Below are 16,932 nucleotides of genomic sequence, written 5' to 3'. Positions count from 1 at the left end.
CCTGGGTTTAAGCGGTTACACGCTCAATGGCATCGATCAGTTTGGCCGGGTCGAAAGGCTTGACGATCCAGCCCGTGGCACCGGCCTGGCGGGCGCGGTTCTTCTTTTCCGCGTCGCTCTCGGTGGTCAGGACCAGGATCGGGATCGCCCGATATTTCTCGTTGCGGCGGACACCTTCGATGAAACCGAAACCGTCGAGCCGCGGCATGTTGATGTCAGTCACGATGACGTCAGGATTGGACTCTTCGAGAACTTCGAGACCCTCGATGCCGTCTTCCGCCTGGATCGTCTCGAAGCCGGCATTGTTCAGCGTCACGAGAAGCATGTTTCGGATGGTGCGGGAATCATCCACGGTAAGAACTTTTTTCTTCATTGCCGAATCTCCTTGGCAAGCAGGTGATCAAAGTTGACACCAACCAGCTGCATGGTTTTCTGAAATGCGTCGGACACCTTGGAGAAGGTGAATGGCTGCTTGTCCAGCGCCCAGGTCTTCTCGGCGGACATCAGAACCTGGGCACAAAGAGCACCGATCCGTTCGACGCCTGAGGCGTCGATCGACAGACCGCTGCCCCTGAGGGAGAGGAGTTTATCGCGCAAGGCGGAAGCCTCGTTGAGGTCGAGCACCGCTGTCAAATCCAGCGTTTTGCCACTCTTCTTTGCTGCCATCAGCTTTTCCTTGTCCCCTTGTCGCCGGCCCGAGAAGACGAGCTGAGGCAATCATCCGATAGGTTAGTAAACATTCCGCCCACCTCCGACGCTCGCGAAGGCCTGCGGAAGGCTAAAATCATCATTTTCGTATTCGTCTTCGGTCACAGCCGGACGCGCGGCTGCTTCGATGGCGCGCGGCGGCGTCACACGAGCCGGCGCCGGGCGCCCGGCACTGGCGTTTTCCCGGGCGATGCGGAATTCGCGAATCGTCTGACCGAGTTCCAGAATGACGGTGTGGAGGTGGTCGGCACCTTCGGCGGAGCGCTCGGCAAGACCGGCGCTGCCCGCCACCTCGCCACCCAGGCCCTTGATGTCTGAAGTCACGCTGTCGAGGCTTGCGGCATGTTCGCCGGTTCGGGTGGCGATGCCTGCGATGGCGGCATTGATGTCGGTGACCTGACGCACGATGCTGCCAATCGAATCCTGTGTGCGGCCGACCATCTGCACGCCGGCGTCGACCTGGGCCTTGGTCGTCGTCACCAGCGTCTTGATCTCGCGGGCGGCTTCGGCCGAGCGCTGGGCCAGCGCCCGGACTTCCTGGGCGACGACGGCAAAACCGCGGCCGGAATCGCCGGCGCGAGCGGCCTCGATGCCGGCGTTCAGCGCCAGAAGATTGGTCTGAAAGGCGATCTCATCGATCGCGCCGATGATCTGGCCGATCTTTTCGGCTGACTGCTCGATGTCGGCCATGGCGCTGATCGCGCGGCCGACGACCTCGCCGCTTTGTTCGACGGCGGCGCGCGTCGAGGCGGCGGCCTGTTCGGCAGTGCGGCTGTCGGCAGCACCGTCGCGGACACTGCCGGCGATACCGGCAAGGGCAGCGGCAGAAAGCTGCAGCCGGTCGGCCTGGCCCGAAGCCGTGCCGGCGAACTGCCTGGACAGGCCGGCAAGCGCGCCTGTCGCCGCTTCGGCCTTGAGCGTGCGCTCGGTGATGGCGGTGAACTCGGCCTGGAGGCCATCCAATGCGCCGTTCAGCGCGGCGGCGATCGGGGCATGGGCTCCGTCGACGGGCGCGCGCTGCGTCAGGTCGCGTGCCGACAGGCCTTCGATGACATCGCCGAAGATCCTGACGATCTCGGCCTCGTTATCGGCGCGCTGATCGGCAAGCGCGCGCTGTTCGGCGGCGCGCTGGGCGTTGAAGCGGAGCGAGACGGCGATTTCCACATCGACCATGACGATGCGGATGATCGCTGTCATCAGATCGGAGATTTCGCGGGTGCGACGCTTGGCGGACGGCAGCAGCGGGCGGCCGGCGATCTGCTCGGCGAGACCGGAAACGACGTGCTCGAGCATGACGCCGTGGCCGGCCACGTGCCAGCGCGGATCGAGGCCGATCTTGCTTTCGGTATCGGAGAGAACCTTGACGCGCTCGGCATAGAGACTGTCGAACCGCGCATCGGTCAGCACATCCCAGTGCGAGGACTGCAGATCATGCAGGCGCTCGACCTGGCGCTCGCTCTCGAAATTGCGCGCGGCGTCGGGGAATGACTGGAACCTGTGGAACAGATCTCTGAGACCTGCCTTCAAATGCGCTTCGAGGGCCGGCCGGTTGCGGCGCACCAGCTCGCACTGGTCGGCATCGAGACCGACAAAGCGCAGGCGGTCGCGCAAGCTGCCTGCCTGCGCTCCACGAGCCTGATCTGATGGCATGTCCTGCCTCAACGCCTGTCCCCGACCACATTCCGAGCGAAAGCCCGGCCAAAAACTTTTGCAGCATCCGGTGAATCGCAGGTCTGGAGACGGTCCTCACCACCGGTCACAACCGGCGGATCGAAGCCCCCTGATCAGCTAGGTTCGGAGCTGTCTGAAGAGATGGATACCGGATCAACCCGGTACGGCGGGACGGCGTCATGCCTGGTGGGAACGAGTGAATCTTCCCATTCCGACGTGTAAGCCAATGTTTATGGTTAATTCCTTGCTTGAAGGTTAATAAGCCTTTGGCAGCGCCGGCTTTTGAAGCAATTCAAGGCCGTTCACTGCAAATACTGCCGAAGAGTTGCACGGCTGCTACAAGGCACACGCAAGCCCCGTGATATACGCCGGTCGATGACCAAGACATGACGTCGACAAGGACAGAGCAATGATTGTTCTCGGATTGGGTTCCTGCTTGATTGCAATGACGCTGCTCGCCGCCGTCGCACGCCTCGATTTCCTCGCTGCAAACCGCGATATCCGCGCGCTTCGGGTGTTCTAAAAGCCTCACCTGCCCGTTGGCAGTCCGGCACCTTTGGTGTATCGCACTGGCGCCTTTCATGTCAGCGGAACACTCGCTTATGTCCCCCAGATCCGGTCTCCTCATCGTTCTTGGCTTCACGCTCTGGCGCGTCGTCACGCTAGCTTTCGATCGGACGGACCTGTTCGTCGATGAGGCGCAGTACTGGTTCTGGGCGCAGAATCTCGATCTCGGCTATTATTCCAAACCGCCGATGATCGCCTGGGTGATCCGTGGAATGACCGAGCTTTCCGGCTCCAACGCCATCTACTGGATCAGGCTGTCCGGACCGCTGATCCACATGGCGGCGGCACTGGTTCTGATGAAGGTCGCAAAGCGTTTCGTCGGCCCGGAGATCGAAGGCTGGACGGGGGCGACCTACATTACCCTCCCGGGCGTCGCGCTTTCCTCGGTATTCTTCTCGACCGACGTGATCCTGCTGTTCTTCACCGCAATCACCTTGCTTGCCTATTTCGGCTTGACGCAGCGTCGCTCGGTGGGGCTCGCGCTCGTCATGGGCCTCGGCGTCGGCCTCGCCTTCCTGACGAAATATGCCGTGCTGTTCGTCGTTCCGGGCGGCGCGCTTGCTCTCCTCTTCATTCCGGCGGCGCGCATCGCCATCCGGGATTTCATCATTGCGGTCGCGGTCGCGGCGGTGGTTGCCTTGCCAAACCTCTGGTGGAACCTGCAGCACAACAATACGACGGTGCGGCATACGCAGGACATCGCCCACTGGAGCGAACTCGGCATCAATCTCCGTCGCGGGTTTGAATTCTTCTCCGCCCAATTCGGCGTCGTCGGGCCGATCATCTTCTTTGCGATGCTCTGGGCAGTCTATCGCATGATCAAGAGCAGGAGCGACGATCGGGAAGAGATGCTGGTCTGGCTGTCGATGCCGGTGGTGGTGCTGATCACGCTGCAGGCAACGGTCGCCAAGGCCTATGCCAACTGGGCGGTGACCGCCTATGTCGCCGGCACCATCCTTGCCGTCTGGCTGCTTTACCGGATGTGGCCGAAGGGCCTGAGACTATCGCTCACCATCAACGGCATCGCGAGTCTGCTATTTCCGCTGGCGACGATCTTTCCGCAGCAGTTGCTGCTGCCGAACGGCGACGAGTTGATGAAGCGCTATCTCGGCCGCGCCGAGGTCAGCCGCGAGGCTGCCGCACTCGCGGCTCAGGCCGGCACCGACATCATCGTCACCGACAATCGCGACATGGTCGCCGATCTTTTCTATACGCTGCGCGATGCATCCTACCGGATCTATGCACGGGCGCCGACCGGCCTTCCGGAAAGCTATTACGAACAGGAATTCGCTCTCCCTGCCGACATCACCGGCAAAGTGCTTTTCCTGACGGATGGGTCCCTGACCTGCGCCGCGGAAACGCCCGAGGTTCTGAAGAACTGGCAGCCCACGGAGGGCTATTACAGGGGCAAGTCGCTCTCCGTCTACAGGGTCTCCGCCACCTGCCTGGCGCCCTGAGTCGATCGATTCCGATTTGAGGAATTATGGCGTGGACAGGCAGAGGCCGGTACCCGCCCCATCAATCTCGACGAATTTGACGCCGCCGTCCTCGAAGGCGAGGCGCAGCTGCGCCTCCGTCGCGCGGTGGATATCGTGGTGGCGCCCCTCGTAATCGCGGATGGTACTGCGCGAGACGGCGGCTCTGTCGGCAAGATCGGTCTGGGTCCAATCGAGCAATCCGCGCGCCGCGCGGCAGAGTGCGGGAGTGAGAATTGTTTCCCTTGCGCCTTGACCCATAATCCTAATTTACCCATATTGGTCGACATAGACCATATATGTCATATTGCAAACGGGATTTCCAGATCGGGAGACAGCAATGCCACACGATACGCCCTTGATTTCGACAATCGTCGGCGGCCTCGTGCTGGCTTTCGTCTTCGGCGCGCTTGCCCATCGGCTGCGGATGCCGCCGCTGGTGGGCTATCTGATTGCCGGCGTGCTTGTGGGACCACATACGCCGGGTTATGTGGCGGATCAAAGCCTGGCGCCGGAACTTGCCGAAATCGGCGTCATCCTGCTGATGTTCGGCGTCGGCCTGCACTTTTCGCTGAAAGACCTGCTGTCGGTGCGCGGCATCGCCGTGCCCGGCGCAATTGCGCAGATCGCCTTTGCGACGCTGCTCGGCTGGGGGCTCGGCGCCTTCATGGGCTGGCCGACCGGCGGCAGCCTGGTCTTTGGCCTGGCGCTTTCGGTCGCTTCAACCGTGGTGCTGCTGAAAGCGCTGCAGGAGCGGCGCCTGGTCGAAACGGAGCGCGGCAGGATCGCCGTCGGCTGGCTGATCGTCGAGGATCTCGCCATGGTGCTGGCGCTGGTGCTGATCCCGGCCGCAGCCAGCATCGGCGGTGAGGGTCACGCGCCTGTCGAGCCGCTCTCGGCCGGGCTGAACCGCCTGTTGGGCCTCGATCTCGGCATCGGCGGCATGATCGCCATGACGCTGGTGAAGGTGGCGCTGTTCGTGGCGCTGATGCTGATCTTCGGCCGCAAGCTCATTCCATGGACGATGCACCGCATCGCCCATACCGGGTCGCGCGAGCTGTTCCGGCTCGGTGTGCTGGCGATCGCGCTCGGCGTCGCTTTCGGAGCGGCAAAGCTCTTCGGCGTGTCGCTGGCGCTCGGCGCCTTCTTTGCCGGCATGGTGCTTGCCGAAAGCGAGCTCAGCCATCGCGCCGCACAGGAAAGCCTGCCGCTGCGCGACGCCTTTGCCGTGCTCTTCTTCGTCTCGGTCGGCATGCTGTTCGATCCGAACATCCTGATCGACAAGCCGCTGCCGATCCTCGCCACCCTCTTCATCATTGTTATCGGCAAATCCGTCGCCGCCCTTCTGATCGTGCTCGCCTTCAAGAAGCCGCTCAGCACGGCGCTGACGATTTCGGCCAGCCTCGGCCAGATCGGCGAATTCTCCTTCATCCTCGCCGCCCTCGGCGTCGAACTCGGGCTACTGCCGGAGGAAGGCCGTGATCTGATCCTTGCCGGCGCCATCATCTCGATCATCCTCAATCCGCTGCTGTTCTTCCTCTGCGACCGCGTGCGGCCGCCGCGGGACGGGGCAAAGCGGGAAGAGGCGGCGGCCGCTCCTCCCGCTGCAGATGCGATCGCAGCCCAGGAAGAGGTGCCGCCGGAAGACGACGAGGTGCACCCGACCGCTCTCAGCGGCCACGCCATCCTCGTCGGCTACGGGCGGGTTGGCAGCATCGTCGGGCAGAATCTCAAATCGTCAGCCACACCTTTCCTCGTCATCGAGGATTCCGACAAGCGCATCGGTGAGTTGAAGGCTCAGGGTATTGAAACCCTGATGGGCAATGCGGTGATGCGGGAAACGCTCGACCTCGCCAACCTTTCCGGCGCCCGCAGCATTGCCATCGCCATCCCGAACGCCTTCGAGGCTTGCCGCATCGCCGAGCAGGCGCGCAGCGTCAATCCGTCGATCCTCATCGTCGCCCGCGCCCATTCCGACGCCGAGGTCGATGAATTGAAGCACTATGGCGCCGACACCGTCATCATGGGCGAGCGTGAAATCGCGCTTGGAATGGTTGACCGGCTCGCCCAAGTGCATCATGAGAGTGTGCCCTATGAAGACGAGCGTGGGCCTGATACAATTATCCCGGCGGATAACGCTCCGCCGCAAAGAGAATGAGAGATTGGCGCGCTTTTGAGCCGATACGGGAGTGACATCGCCGGGACGGAGAGGATGGAGCTGGATCAGCACCGTCTGACCAACCGTGTCGCCGCTTCTCTCCTCGTCGCCATCCTTGCCTATCTCGGCCTGCTTTTCGGCGGCAATCTGGTCATCTCGCCGGCCGCTGCCGTCAATACGCTTTCCTCCTCCGGCCGTGATCCGCAGCCGCCGCAGCTGACTGCGCGCGATGCCGTGCGCGGGCTGCTCGCCACCGAGCGCAGGCTTGCGCCGAAGCAGGCAGCTCATGATGCCGGATCGCCCGCCCTTGTCGCTGCCCCGGTTGTCGATTTCGCCGGATGGAACATATCGGCCGCTTTTCCGGCATCCGAAGCTCCGCTTCATGCCGCGGTCTCCAGGACCCATCAGCCGCGCGCACCGCCGGCTGCTGCCTGACGTTTGCGCCGAGGCGCTTCCGACATCTGACGACATGCCGCCAGCGCCCGAGCGCCGGCCCCCGATTATCTAAGGAATACAACATGCGTACTTCACCATGGCTGGTGTTCACCTATTCGGTGATCATCTTTCTCGGCCTATTGATCGCCCTGCCGAACGTCCTGCCACAATCCGTCCTTCAGCGCGTTCCGGCATGGCTGCCGCATGAACAGGTGTCGCTCGGCCTCGACCTTCGCGGCGGCTCGCATCTCGTTCTGGAAGTCGACGAAGCGGACCTGACCAAGGAGCGGCTGCAATCGCTGCTTCAGGACGCACGCCGCGTGCTGCGCGAAAAGGGCATCCAGCCGAAGGCCGTCGTCCGCAGCCAGAACCAGATCGTCGTCACGCTCGCCGATGCCGCGCAGAGCGATGCCGCCGTCACCGACCTCAAGACGCTCGCCAATCCGATCAGCACCGGCATCAGCGCCGGCCAGACGGATCTTGATGTCACCGCGAACGGCGCCACGATCACCATCGGCTTCTCCCGGGCCGGCATCTCGACCAATGTCGACAATGCCGTCCAGCAGAGCCTTGAAGTCATCCGCCAGCGTGTCGACCAGGTCGGCGTCTCCGAGCCGACCATCCAGCGCATCGGCGCCAACCGCGTGCTCGTGCAGTTGCCCGGCGCACAGGATCCGACGCGGCTGCGCCAACTTCTCGGCTCCACGGCAAAGATGTCGTTCCACATGGTGGCGCCGAACAACCAGCCCGGCCCGGGCATCACCATGATGCAGGATGAAGAAGGCCGGTCCTATGCTGTTCTCGACCGCGTCGAACTCTCCGGCGACCGCCTTTCCGATGCCCGCGTCAGCTTCGACCCGAACACGCACGAGCCGGTCGTCAGTTTCCGCTTCGACAGCGCCGGCGCCACCCGCTTTGCCGAAATCACCCGCCAGAATGTCGGTAATCCCTTCGCCATCGTCCTCGACGACAAGGTGCTGAGCGCACCCAATATCCGCGAACCGATCACCGGCGGCTCCGGCCAGATCTCCGGCAGCTTCTCGGCCGACAGCGCAACGACGCTTGCCGCCATGCTGCGCGCCGGCGCCCTGCCCGCCAAGCTGACGGTCATCGAAGAACGCACCGTCGGCGCCGACCTCGGCGCCGATGCTATCAAGATGGGCATTTACTCCGGCCTCGTCGGCTTTGCGCTCGTCGCACTGTTCATCTTCGTTCTCTATGGCTCTTGGGGTGTGCTGGCGAATATCGCGCTGCTGATCCACACGATCCTGACCTTTTCGGCCCTGACGCTGGTGGGTGCGACGCTGACGCTGCCGGGCATTGCCGGTGTCGTGCTTGGCATCGGTCTTGCCGTCGACGCCAACGTTCTGATCAATGAGCGCATCCGCGAGGAAACGCGCAAGGGCAAGAGTGCCTTCGCCGCCATCGATACCGGCTTCCGCCGTGCCTATTCGACCATTATCGACGGCAATATGACGGCCTTGATCGCTGCGGCCATCCTGTTTTATTTCGGCTCCGGGCCGGTTCGCGGCTTCGCCGTGACCATGGCGCTGGGCCTGATCATCTCGATGTTCACCTCGGTCGCCTTCGTGCGCGTCGCGATGATCGAGATCACCCGCCGCAGCAAGCTCAAGGTGCTGAACATCCGGCCGCTGATCCCGTTCAGCCCCTATGACAAGCACATTCAGTTCATGAAGGCGCGCTTCTTCGGGGTCACCGTTTCGGCGCTGCTTTCGATTGCCTCCGTTATCCTCTTCATTCATCCGGGTCTGAATTACGGCGTCGATTTCCGCGGCGGCATCCAGATGTCCGTCAGGACCAGCGGCCCGGCCGATCTCGGCACATTTCGCGATGGCCTGAACACTCTCGGCCTCGGCGAAATCACCTTGCAGTCTTTCGGCGACAAAAACAGCATTCTTGTGCGTGCTCAACGGCAGGAAGGCGGCGAAGAGGCGCAGACGGCGGCGGTGACCAAGCTGAAGGCCGAAGTCGCCAAGATCGATCCGGGCGCCACCGTCGAAGGCACGGACGTCATCGGTCCGAAGGTCAGCGGCGAGCTTGCCTGGGCCGGCATCCTGTCGGTGGTGATCGCCAGTTTCGCGATGCTCATCTACATCTGGGTGCGGTTCGAATGGCCGTTTGCCGTCGGCGCCATCGTCACGCTGGTGCTCGACGTCACCAAGGCGATCGGCTTCTTCGCGATCACCGGCCTCGACTTCAACCTGACGGCCATCGCCGCCATCCTGACGCTCGTCGGTTACTCGGTGAACGACAAGGTCGTCGTCTATGACCGCATGCGCGAAAACATGCGGCTCTATAAGTCGATGCCGCTGCGCGAGATCATCGACAAGTCGATCAACGAGACCCTGGCGCGAAGCCTCTACACCAATGCGACAGCCTTCCTCGCCCTAGTGCCGATGGCGATCTGGGGCGGCAGCGCCGTCTCAAGCTTCGCGATCCCGATGGTCTTCGGCATTCTCGTGGCCGGCGCCTCGTCGATCTTCATCGCGGCACCGATCCTGCTCTTCCTCGGCGACTGGCGCCGCCGCCATGCGAAGGCACCGGCAACCGATGGCGCAGTCGAAATCATCCCGCCGGAACAGGGTCGCCCGCGCAAGTCAGCGAGCTAAAATCCGCGTGTAAACGCATCTTGAAGAGGGCGCCGGTTGCAGAACCGGCGCCCTCTTTCTATTGTCGGCTAAAGCGCGGTGGCGAAAAATGTGAGCGTTTTCGGCATCATGCTCTACTTCAATAAGTCAGATCCGGATTCCGCTTTCGGAATTCTCCGCCAAAAGATCGGGAATCGCAATGTCATCCGACCCGACGAGACCGCAGGAAACCAACGTTGCCGGCGATAGCGAGGAGCGCATCAAGCGTTTTCTCGCAACCGCGTCGCACGACCTGCAATCGCCGCTGCGTCATATCGCCATGTATGCCGAGCTGCTGCTCGACGACCTTGAGGGAACGCTCGACGGCGAACAGCTTCAGAGCCTCAGAATGATCATGGAGAAGGCGCAAGCCGCGCAGCGCCTGACCAAGGCACTGATGAGCCTTGCCGGTGGAACACCTCAGGTGACGCCGGAGGAGGTCGACCTGCAGGCGCTGGCCGAAAATGTCTGGGGCGAGCTGACCGACGAAATGGCGGTGCGCGATGCGACGCTTGAAAGCCAAGGCCTGCCCTCCATCCGGACCGATCCTGCCCTGCTCGGCCTGGTGCTGCGGCATCTGCTGACCAATGCCCTCACCTATCGCAGCGAAGCGCCGCCGCATGTGGCCATTGCAGCCGAGCGAATGGGGATCGATTGGTTCATCCTGATTTCCGACAATGGGATGGGCATCGAACCGGTTCATCAGCAGCGGATCTTCGAGCCGTTCTGGAAATTGCCGAAGCCGGGAGCGGTCCAGGGCGCCGGCCTCGGATTGACGACAGCGCGGGAATTTCTGACGGCGCTTGGCGGCGATCTCAGCCTCCAACATTCGGATGCGAGCGGCAGCCGCTTCACCATCCGCCTTCCGATCGCCTGAGCTTACGGCATCGTTTCAGATACTGTAGTCGTCCTTCCAGAAATCCGGGACGTCATAGGTCACATATTCGCGGATGATGTGCTGCAGCGTCTGGGCATCGATTTCATCCTTGCCGATGCGGAAATCGACGCCGTAATTCGGGAATTCCTGGAAATAGCCGCCCGATATATCGGTCGAGACGACGCCGATCGGGCCGGTGTAACCGATGCCGCGCAGTTCCGGCACCGTCTCACGGAAATCGGCGTTCGGCAGGAGGCGATTGTCGAGCAGGATGAGATCGAAACGCGCCAAGCGGATCTTTTCCAGCGCGTCACCGATCGATGGCGAATATTCAACCTCGACGGCCGGCTCGGAGAGATCCGCGATCTTCTTCTTGAGCGCACGGAATTCGATGAATTCGTCGTCGACAAACAGAACCTTTACGGCGTTCCTTCGGCCCGTTTCGGTGGTCATCGTCTCATTTCCCCAATCCCGAAACCAACGTCACGACACCAAACCATTCCTCAAGGCGATCGCCACCATGTGAACGCGGTTGACGGCGTCAAGTTTGCGCGCGGCTGCGGTGATGTGCGAATTGACCGTATGTTCGGAAAGACCGAGGATGATGGCGATCTCAGCCGACGTCTTGCCTTCGCTCGTCCATTTGACAATTTCCTGCTCGCGCTGGGTCAGCCGTCCGGACATTTCCTGCGTCAAGATTTCCTCATAAAGCTTGTCGAAAATGCGCATGGCGTCGAGAAGCATGTCGGCGACTTCGCTCTGATCCGGCTCCTGGCGCTCGCCGCTGAGCACGAGGCAATAGCGCCGCCCTTCCGGCGTGAACAGCGGGATGAACAAAAAGACGCCACTCAGGAACTCGTTGAAAACGAGATCGGACCGATAGTCTTTCGGCTGTGCGCTCCTGCCGTGAACCGGTGTGGCCAGAAACTGGGCGGACTTTGCCCGGACGGTCCCGAGCGCTTCCTTCAACGTCGTGATGAAAAGGCCGACACGCCGCTCGGCAACATTGGTGATGACGACATCGCGTTCGGCGAAAGGGGCCGAAGCCTCGGAGATGCGGGCGAGCGCGAAATGATCGAAGTTATAGTGCTGCGCCGCCGACTTCAGCAGCCGGAAAAAATCGGTGCGGTTGATCGCCCGGCTCAGCTCCGGTCCGGCGTGAAAGGGAATTGCCGGGGCATTGTTCATTCCCACTCTTCCTCTCCTCCCGCCAATGCCTTCAATCCCGAAATCTTGGGATATACGTCTTTAACGCGAAGAGCTACAAAAATTGCGAGACGGTTGATGACGAATATCGAAAACGGGGACTTTCGATATCTAAGGCGGAAATCATCAATTATCTCAACGACAAGTGATGCACGGGCAGATTTTACTGAGGGCAGTAGTTCTTACCTGGGTATCGTATTCTTCCTGTATTCAACATCCATGAATGCAGTAAGGCAGTGCCAGACGTAAGCGCGAGAGAGCCGACAGGCCTATTCAGCTAAGGGGTTGGCTGATGTTCGTGGCGGCGAACGCGGGTTAATCGGTTCTCTCAACGCTTATTTTGCGTACCATTTCCTTCACGTCGGTTGCATCTTGTGATGCGTCCTCGACCTTGTCAATTGCGGTTCGTCATATGGCTTGGACAAAGAATGGAGTATGGGTTGCCGGGCGCTCGCCGTTTCCTACATCTCAAGATTGAGAAGAATGCTGGCGAGGTCAAGCGGCTTTTCCAGATAGGCATCGGCGCCGGCCTTAAGTGAGCGCGCGCGATCCTCGGCAGCATCCGAGCCGCTGCAGACGGCGAGCCGCATCGCTTTGAAACGATCGTCCCGACGCAGCCTGCTCACCAAGGCAATGCCGCTGTCGAGCGGCATGTAGAGATCGGCGACCAGCAGCTCCGGCAAGGCCCAGCCTTCCGCCGCGCGCTGTTCCAGCGCCGCCAGCGCCGTCTCGGCGGTCGAAAAACAGAATAGATCAACCTCTATCTGCTGCTTCCTGCGGATATAGTCGAGATAGAAGAGATCATCCCTGCTGTCGTCGACGTAAATTATGGTAGGCATTCAGCACCGTGATTTGGATATTGTTCGAATGATCTTCGCTGTCCTTCAACGTCACGATATCGCGATTTCACGAAAATTCGATCCATCTTATCGAAAAATCATTTCGCAAAAAGCGCAGCACCGCCCTCCCCTGCCTATTGAGTATTCCTCGATTTCGGAAAAAATGGCCGCGCGAACCGAGGAGGACACGACGCGTGCAGGATGAGTCCAACGTGGACCTGCAGGACCAACGGAGGCGGTGGCGCTACCGTGGCTTCGCGATTGCGGTTGGCGGCCTGATGGTCCTGCTCGGCATGAGCGCTGTTGCCGGCTGGCTGCTGCAGATCGCGGTGATCATTTCGCTTGTTCCCGGCTTTCCATCGATGGCCTTCAACACCGCGCTCTGCTTCGTACTGTCAGGCGCGGGACTTGCCACCTCGACGCTGGCTGCTCGTCGTTTTCGGATCGCGGCAACGATCATGGCAGGGTTTGCAGCGGCAGTCGCCGCGGCCCGGCTCGTCGAAATCGCGACGCTCGGCCGGGCCTTCCACAATGTCGACCTGCTGATCACCCGCTTCGTCATCCCGCCCGATTTCATCGCGCAGATCGGCGGCGGCATGGGGCCGAACACGGCGTTGGTCTTCCTGATCGCCAATCTTTCGCTGCTGCTCTCTCTCCACGCGGTGAGGAAAAGCCAGGTGGTGCAGGAGCTGACGAGCTACGTCGTCATCACCCTCGGCATGATCGCGCTGGCCAGCTATGTCACCGATGCCGAACAGGGTTACCGCTGGGGGCCTTACGCGGCGATGGCGGTGCATACGGCGATCGGCATCGTGATCTTCGGCTCGGGGCTTCTCGCTCGTTCCTGGTGGTTGCTGCCGGCAAACCGAGTTCAGATCCCGCTCTGGATCCCGGCTGCGGTTTGCTTCACCGGCCTCCTCGTCGATCTTTATACGCCGCTCGGTGTTGCGAACGGCATTCTTTATGTGCCGCTGGTGCTGACGGCGCTCTGGTTCGGCAACCGGAACGCGCCGCTTTTCTTCGCCTTTGCCTGCACCGTGCTGCTGATGCTCGGCTTTTTCGCCGTCAAGCACGACGAGGCAGCATTCTGGCAGGAGATCGCCAACCGCACGATCACGGTCGCGACGCTGTGGTTGATCGCGATCCTCATCTTTTATTTCATGCGCAACAATCACAACCTCGAAACCGAGCGGGTCCGTTTCGGCGCGCTGGTTCGCGGCACGCCCGATGCCGTCATCGTCATCGATGAGAGTGGGGCGATCAGGAGCTTCAACCCGGCGGCTGAAAGCATGTTCGGTTACTCCCCGCAGGAGACGATCGGCCGGAATATCAAGATGCTGATGCCCGAACCCTACCATTCCGAGCATGACGGCTATCTCGCCCATTACCGGCGGACCGGCGAGGAGCGTATCATCGGCAAGACGCGCATGGTTTCCGGACGGCGCAACAGCGGCATCGTCTTTCCGATCGACGTTTCCATCAGCGCCGTCGCCACCGGCGATACGAAGATCTTCGTCGGCATCGTGCGCGACATCAGCGAGCGGTCACGGCAGGAAGAGCGGATGAAAACGACACTCGCCCAGCTCGAGGCCTATACAGCCGAACTCGAACGCAGCAACCACGACCTCGACGAATTCGCCTATATCGCCTCGCATGATCTCAAGGAACCGCTGCGCGGTCTGCACAACCACTCGCGTTTTCTCCTCGAAGACTATGAGGACAAACTCGACGACGACGGCGTGCGTCGACTGAACCGGCTGGTGCGCCTCAGCCAGCGCATGGAAAAACTCGTCAACGACCTGCTTTATTTCTCCCGGCTCGGACGGCAGCAGCTGGCGGTCAAACGCACCGATATCGGTCTGATCGTCAAGGATGTCGTTGCGACGATGGAACTCCTGCTGGAGGAGCGGCATGCTAAGGTCATCATCGACGGCCAGTTGCCTGATGTGGTCTGCGACGCGCCGCGGTTGACCGAGGTGTTCCGCAATCTCATCACCAATGCGATCAAATACAATGACAAGTCGGCACCGCTCGTTTCGATCGGCTATCTCGATCGGTTCGTCGGCGAGGACGGTACCGTCGCCCGCAACGTGTTTTTCGTCAGGGATAACGGCAAGGGCATACCCCAGGAATTCCATGAGGACATTTTCCGCATTTTCAAACGGCTGGAAAAGTCGCAGGATTCCGACGACGGCACTGGAGCAGGCCTCACCTTCGTCCGCAAGATTATCGCGCGGCACAATGGCGATATCTGGCTGGAATCCGAGGTCGGGGCCGGCACGACATTCTACTTTACTCTGGGAAAAAAGCGCGAGGGGCAGAATGCAGCAGCGTGACACGCAACCCATCCTGATCGTCGAGGACAGCGAAGATGATTTCGAAGCGACGATGCGCGCCTTCAAACGCACCAACCTGCGCAACTCGATCCGCTGGGCCTCCTCCGGCCAGGAAGCGCTCGACATGCTTGCCGCGATGGTGCCGAAACCCGGACTGATCCTGCTCGATCTCAACATGCCGGGGCTTGACGGTCGCAAGACCCTGGAGGCGATCAAGTCGAACGCCGGCTGGCGCAAAATCCCGGTGGTGATCCTCACCACCTCCGACGACGAACGCGATATCGAAGGCTGCTATGCGCTCGGCGCCAATACCTATGTGCAGAAGCCAGTCGATCTCGACGGGCTCTTCGGAGCGATCCAGCGGCTGAAGGAATACTGGTTCGAAATCGCCATCCTGCCGCTCGAGGACTGACAGATTGGCGGAAAACTGCAGCATTCTCATCATCGACGACAATATCGACGATCGAGAGGTCTATCGCCGCATATTGAGCCGCGTCTCCAGCACCGCCTATTCCGTCCTGGAGGCAGAAACGGGTGAGGAGGGCCTTGCGCTGAACGGCCGGAAACGGCCGAACTGCATCCTGCTCGACTATTCGCTGCCGGGGCGCAACGGACTCGGCGTTCTTGCCGATATCCTGGAGAACGATCCCGCCGCCAACGTCATCATGCTCACCGGCCAGGGCAACGAAACCGTCGCCGTAGAGGTGATGAAGAGCGGCGCGCGCGACTATCTGACGAAGGATTCGCTGTCGCCCGAAACACTGCATCGCTGCATCCAGAACGCCATCATGCACGGCATGCTGGAAGCGCAGCTGGAGCAGAAGCGGCAATCGCTCGAAATCTTCACACGCGCCATGGCCCATGATCTGAAGGAGCCGCTCAGGACGATCAAGTCCTTCAGCCGCATCCTGCACGGTTCTGCAGCGCTTCCGGCCGACGACCGGGAACTGCTCGACTACGTGCTCAGCGCCGCCGACCATATGGAAGATCTGATCGTCAAGGTGTCGGGTTTCACCAGGCTCGAGGCCTCCGGCGGGCCGGTGCTGACGCCGGTCTCACTCTCTGATGTGCTCGATCAGGTGGAGAACAATCTGCGCCAACAGACCGAAAGCCGCGGCGCCGTCATCATCCGCGGGGCGTTGCCGGAGGTCATGGGCGATGCGACGCTGCTGACCCAGCTGCTGCAGAATCTCGTGTCGAATGCCATCCGATACTGCGAACAGAAGGTTCCGGAGGTCACGATCTCGGGCGAAGCGCACGGCGATTTCTGCCGCCTCACCGTGCGTGACAACGGGCCTGGCATCGATCCTCAGCATCGCGAACTGATCTTCCAGCCATTCAAGCGCCTCGTCGGCCGCGGCATCGAGGGCACCGGGCTCGGCCTTGCCATCTGCCGCCGCATCGCGCAGCTGCATGGCGGCTCGATCTGGTGCGAGGCGGAAAGCGGGCCGGGCGCCACCTTCATTCTCGACGTGCCGCTCGCCGAGACGAGCACCGCGCCGCCCGCTGTTTCGGCCATCCCGCACAACAGCAAGCCGGCGGAGCAGCCAGGCGAAGGTGCGGGCAGGCTCGCCGAAGTGCTGTTGGTGGAGGACAGCCCGGCCGACATCCAGCTTCTGAAGATCAAGCTGATGCGGCGGGAGAAGGTGGATTTCCACCTGCATGTCGCCACCAACGGACGCGAGGCGATGCGGCTGCTCGAAGAACGCGCCGGTATCGCCGATGTGCCGCAAATCGACCTGATGCTGCTCGACATCAACATGCCGATCATGGATGGCTTCGAGGTGCTGCGTGCGCTTTCCGCCGATATCCGCCTCAACCAGATTCCCGTCTGCATTCTCAGCACCTCAGGCGATGAGAGCGACCGGCAGCGGGCCAGAAATCTCGGCGCGCGCGCCTATATGGTCAAGCCGCCGACCCTGCAGCAACTCGAAGAGGCACTCGAAGATGTTGAACATTTGGAATTGCTGCAGCGCGGCGATTCGCTTGCGCTTTGTGCGGAACAAAACTAA

At 61.5% G+C, this 16,932-nt stretch carries 16 protein-coding genes; 9 read left to right on the top strand and 7 right to left on the bottom strand.

Annotated elements, in window-relative coordinates:
• Positions 1-7 precede the first annotated feature (7 nt).
• From cheY1 to GR197_RS02915, 3 genes are all read right to left on the bottom strand, one after another.
• Positions 8-373, bottom strand: a complete 366-nt coding sequence (gene cheY1, locus GR197_RS02925) for a chemotaxis response regulator CheY1 (RefSeq protein WP_003545492.1) — start codon at positions 371-373, stop codon at positions 8-10.
• Positions 370-666, bottom strand: coding sequence for an STAS domain-containing protein (locus GR197_RS02920; RefSeq protein WP_164006519.1), 297 nt, complete (start codon positions 664-666; stop codon positions 370-372). Before GR197_RS02920 ends, cheY1 begins: the two co-directional genes overlap by 4 nt.
• 63 nt (positions 667-729) lie before the next feature.
• Entirely contained in the window at positions 730-2,358 is a 1,629-nt protein-coding gene (locus GR197_RS02915) for a globin-coupled sensor protein (protein WP_164006518.1), read from the bottom strand.
• Between the two features lie 623 nt (positions 2,359-2,981).
• Between GR197_RS02915 and GR197_RS02910 the strand changes: the two genes are divergently transcribed.
• A complete protein-coding gene (locus tag GR197_RS02910) occupies positions 2,982-4,403 on the top strand; it encodes an ArnT family glycosyltransferase (RefSeq protein ID WP_164006517.1) in 1,422 nt (473 codons plus the stop codon).
• Positions 4,404-4,427: 24 nt separating this feature from the next.
• Here the strand turns inward: GR197_RS02910 and GR197_RS02905 are convergent, their stop codons facing one another.
• A complete protein-coding gene (locus tag GR197_RS02905; RefSeq protein WP_164006516.1) occupies positions 4,428-4,682 on the bottom strand; it encodes a helix-turn-helix transcriptional regulator in 255 nt (84 codons plus the stop codon).
• A gap of 79 nt (positions 4,683-4,761) precedes the next feature.
• On the opposite strand from GR197_RS02905, the gene ybaL reads away from it, so the two are divergent.
• From ybaL to GR197_RS02885, 4 genes are all read left to right on the top strand, one after another.
• Entirely contained in the window at positions 4,762-6,579 is a 1,818-nt protein-coding gene (gene ybaL, locus GR197_RS02900) for a YbaL family putative K(+) efflux transporter (protein WP_164006515.1), read from the top strand.
• A gap of 54 nt (positions 6,580-6,633) precedes the next feature.
• The gene (locus GR197_RS02895) at positions 6,634-7,014 is read left to right on the top strand and encodes a hypothetical protein (protein WP_164006514.1); all 381 of its coding nucleotides are present in this window, start codon (positions 6,634-6,636) and stop codon (positions 7,012-7,014) included.
• An 83-nt stretch (positions 7,015-7,097) separates the two neighbouring features.
• Positions 7,098-9,644, top strand: coding sequence for a protein translocase subunit SecD (secD, locus tag GR197_RS02890; protein ID WP_164006513.1), 2,547 nt, complete (start codon positions 7,098-7,100; stop codon positions 9,642-9,644).
• 178 nt (positions 9,645-9,822) lie between these two features.
• Positions 9,823-10,539, top strand: a complete 717-nt coding sequence (locus GR197_RS02885; RefSeq protein WP_164006512.1) for a sensor histidine kinase — start codon at positions 9,823-9,825, stop codon at positions 10,537-10,539.
• Positions 10,540-10,554: 15 nt separating this feature from the next.
• On the opposite strand, the gene GR197_RS02880 is transcribed toward GR197_RS02885, so the two are convergent.
• From GR197_RS02880 to GR197_RS02870, 3 genes are all read right to left on the bottom strand, one after another.
• Positions 10,555-10,992, bottom strand: a complete 438-nt coding sequence (locus GR197_RS02880; protein WP_164006511.1) for a response regulator — start codon at positions 10,990-10,992, stop codon at positions 10,555-10,557.
• A gap of 30 nt (positions 10,993-11,022) precedes the next feature.
• The gene (locus tag GR197_RS02875) at positions 11,023-11,727 is read right to left on the bottom strand and encodes a helix-turn-helix transcriptional regulator (protein WP_164006510.1); all 705 of its coding nucleotides are present in this window, start codon (positions 11,725-11,727) and stop codon (positions 11,023-11,025) included.
• 479 nt (positions 11,728-12,206) lie between these two features.
• Positions 12,207-12,584 (bottom strand): response regulator, encoded by a 378-nt coding sequence (locus tag GR197_RS02870; RefSeq protein ID WP_164006509.1) that lies wholly within the window; start codon positions 12,582-12,584, stop codon positions 12,207-12,209.
• 28 nt (positions 12,585-12,612) lie between these two features.
• Between GR197_RS02870 and GR197_RS02865 the strand changes: the two genes are divergently transcribed.
• The 4 genes from GR197_RS02865 to GR197_RS02850 are packed head-to-tail and all read left to right on the top strand — an operon-like array spanning position 12,613 to position 16,932.
• Positions 12,613-12,789 carry a hypothetical protein gene (locus GR197_RS02865; protein WP_164006508.1) on the top strand — a complete coding sequence of 59 codons (177 nt, stop codon included), beginning with the start codon at positions 12,613-12,615 and terminating at the stop codon, positions 12,787-12,789.
• A complete protein-coding gene (locus tag GR197_RS02860) occupies positions 12,779-14,920 on the top strand; it encodes a PAS domain S-box protein (protein ID WP_164006507.1) in 2,142 nt (713 codons plus the stop codon). Before GR197_RS02865 ends, GR197_RS02860 begins: the two co-directional genes overlap by 11 nt.
• Positions 14,907-15,332, top strand: coding sequence for a response regulator (locus GR197_RS02855; RefSeq protein WP_164006506.1), 426 nt, complete (start codon positions 14,907-14,909; stop codon positions 15,330-15,332). The genes GR197_RS02860 and GR197_RS02855 overlap by 14 nt, the downstream gene beginning before the upstream one ends.
• A gap of 4 nt (positions 15,333-15,336) precedes the next feature.
• On the top strand, positions 15,337-16,932 hold the full coding sequence (locus tag GR197_RS02850) for a response regulator (RefSeq protein WP_164006505.1): 1,596 nt from the start codon (positions 15,337-15,339) through the stop codon (positions 16,930-16,932).

The sequence above is a fragment of the Rhizobium phaseoli genome (assembly GCF_010668805.1).
GTDB lineage: Bacteria > Pseudomonadota > Alphaproteobacteria > Rhizobiales > Rhizobiaceae > Rhizobium > Rhizobium phaseoli_A.
Note: the sequence above shows the minus strand (reverse complement) of the source record. Positions and strands in the feature narration are given on the sequence as shown.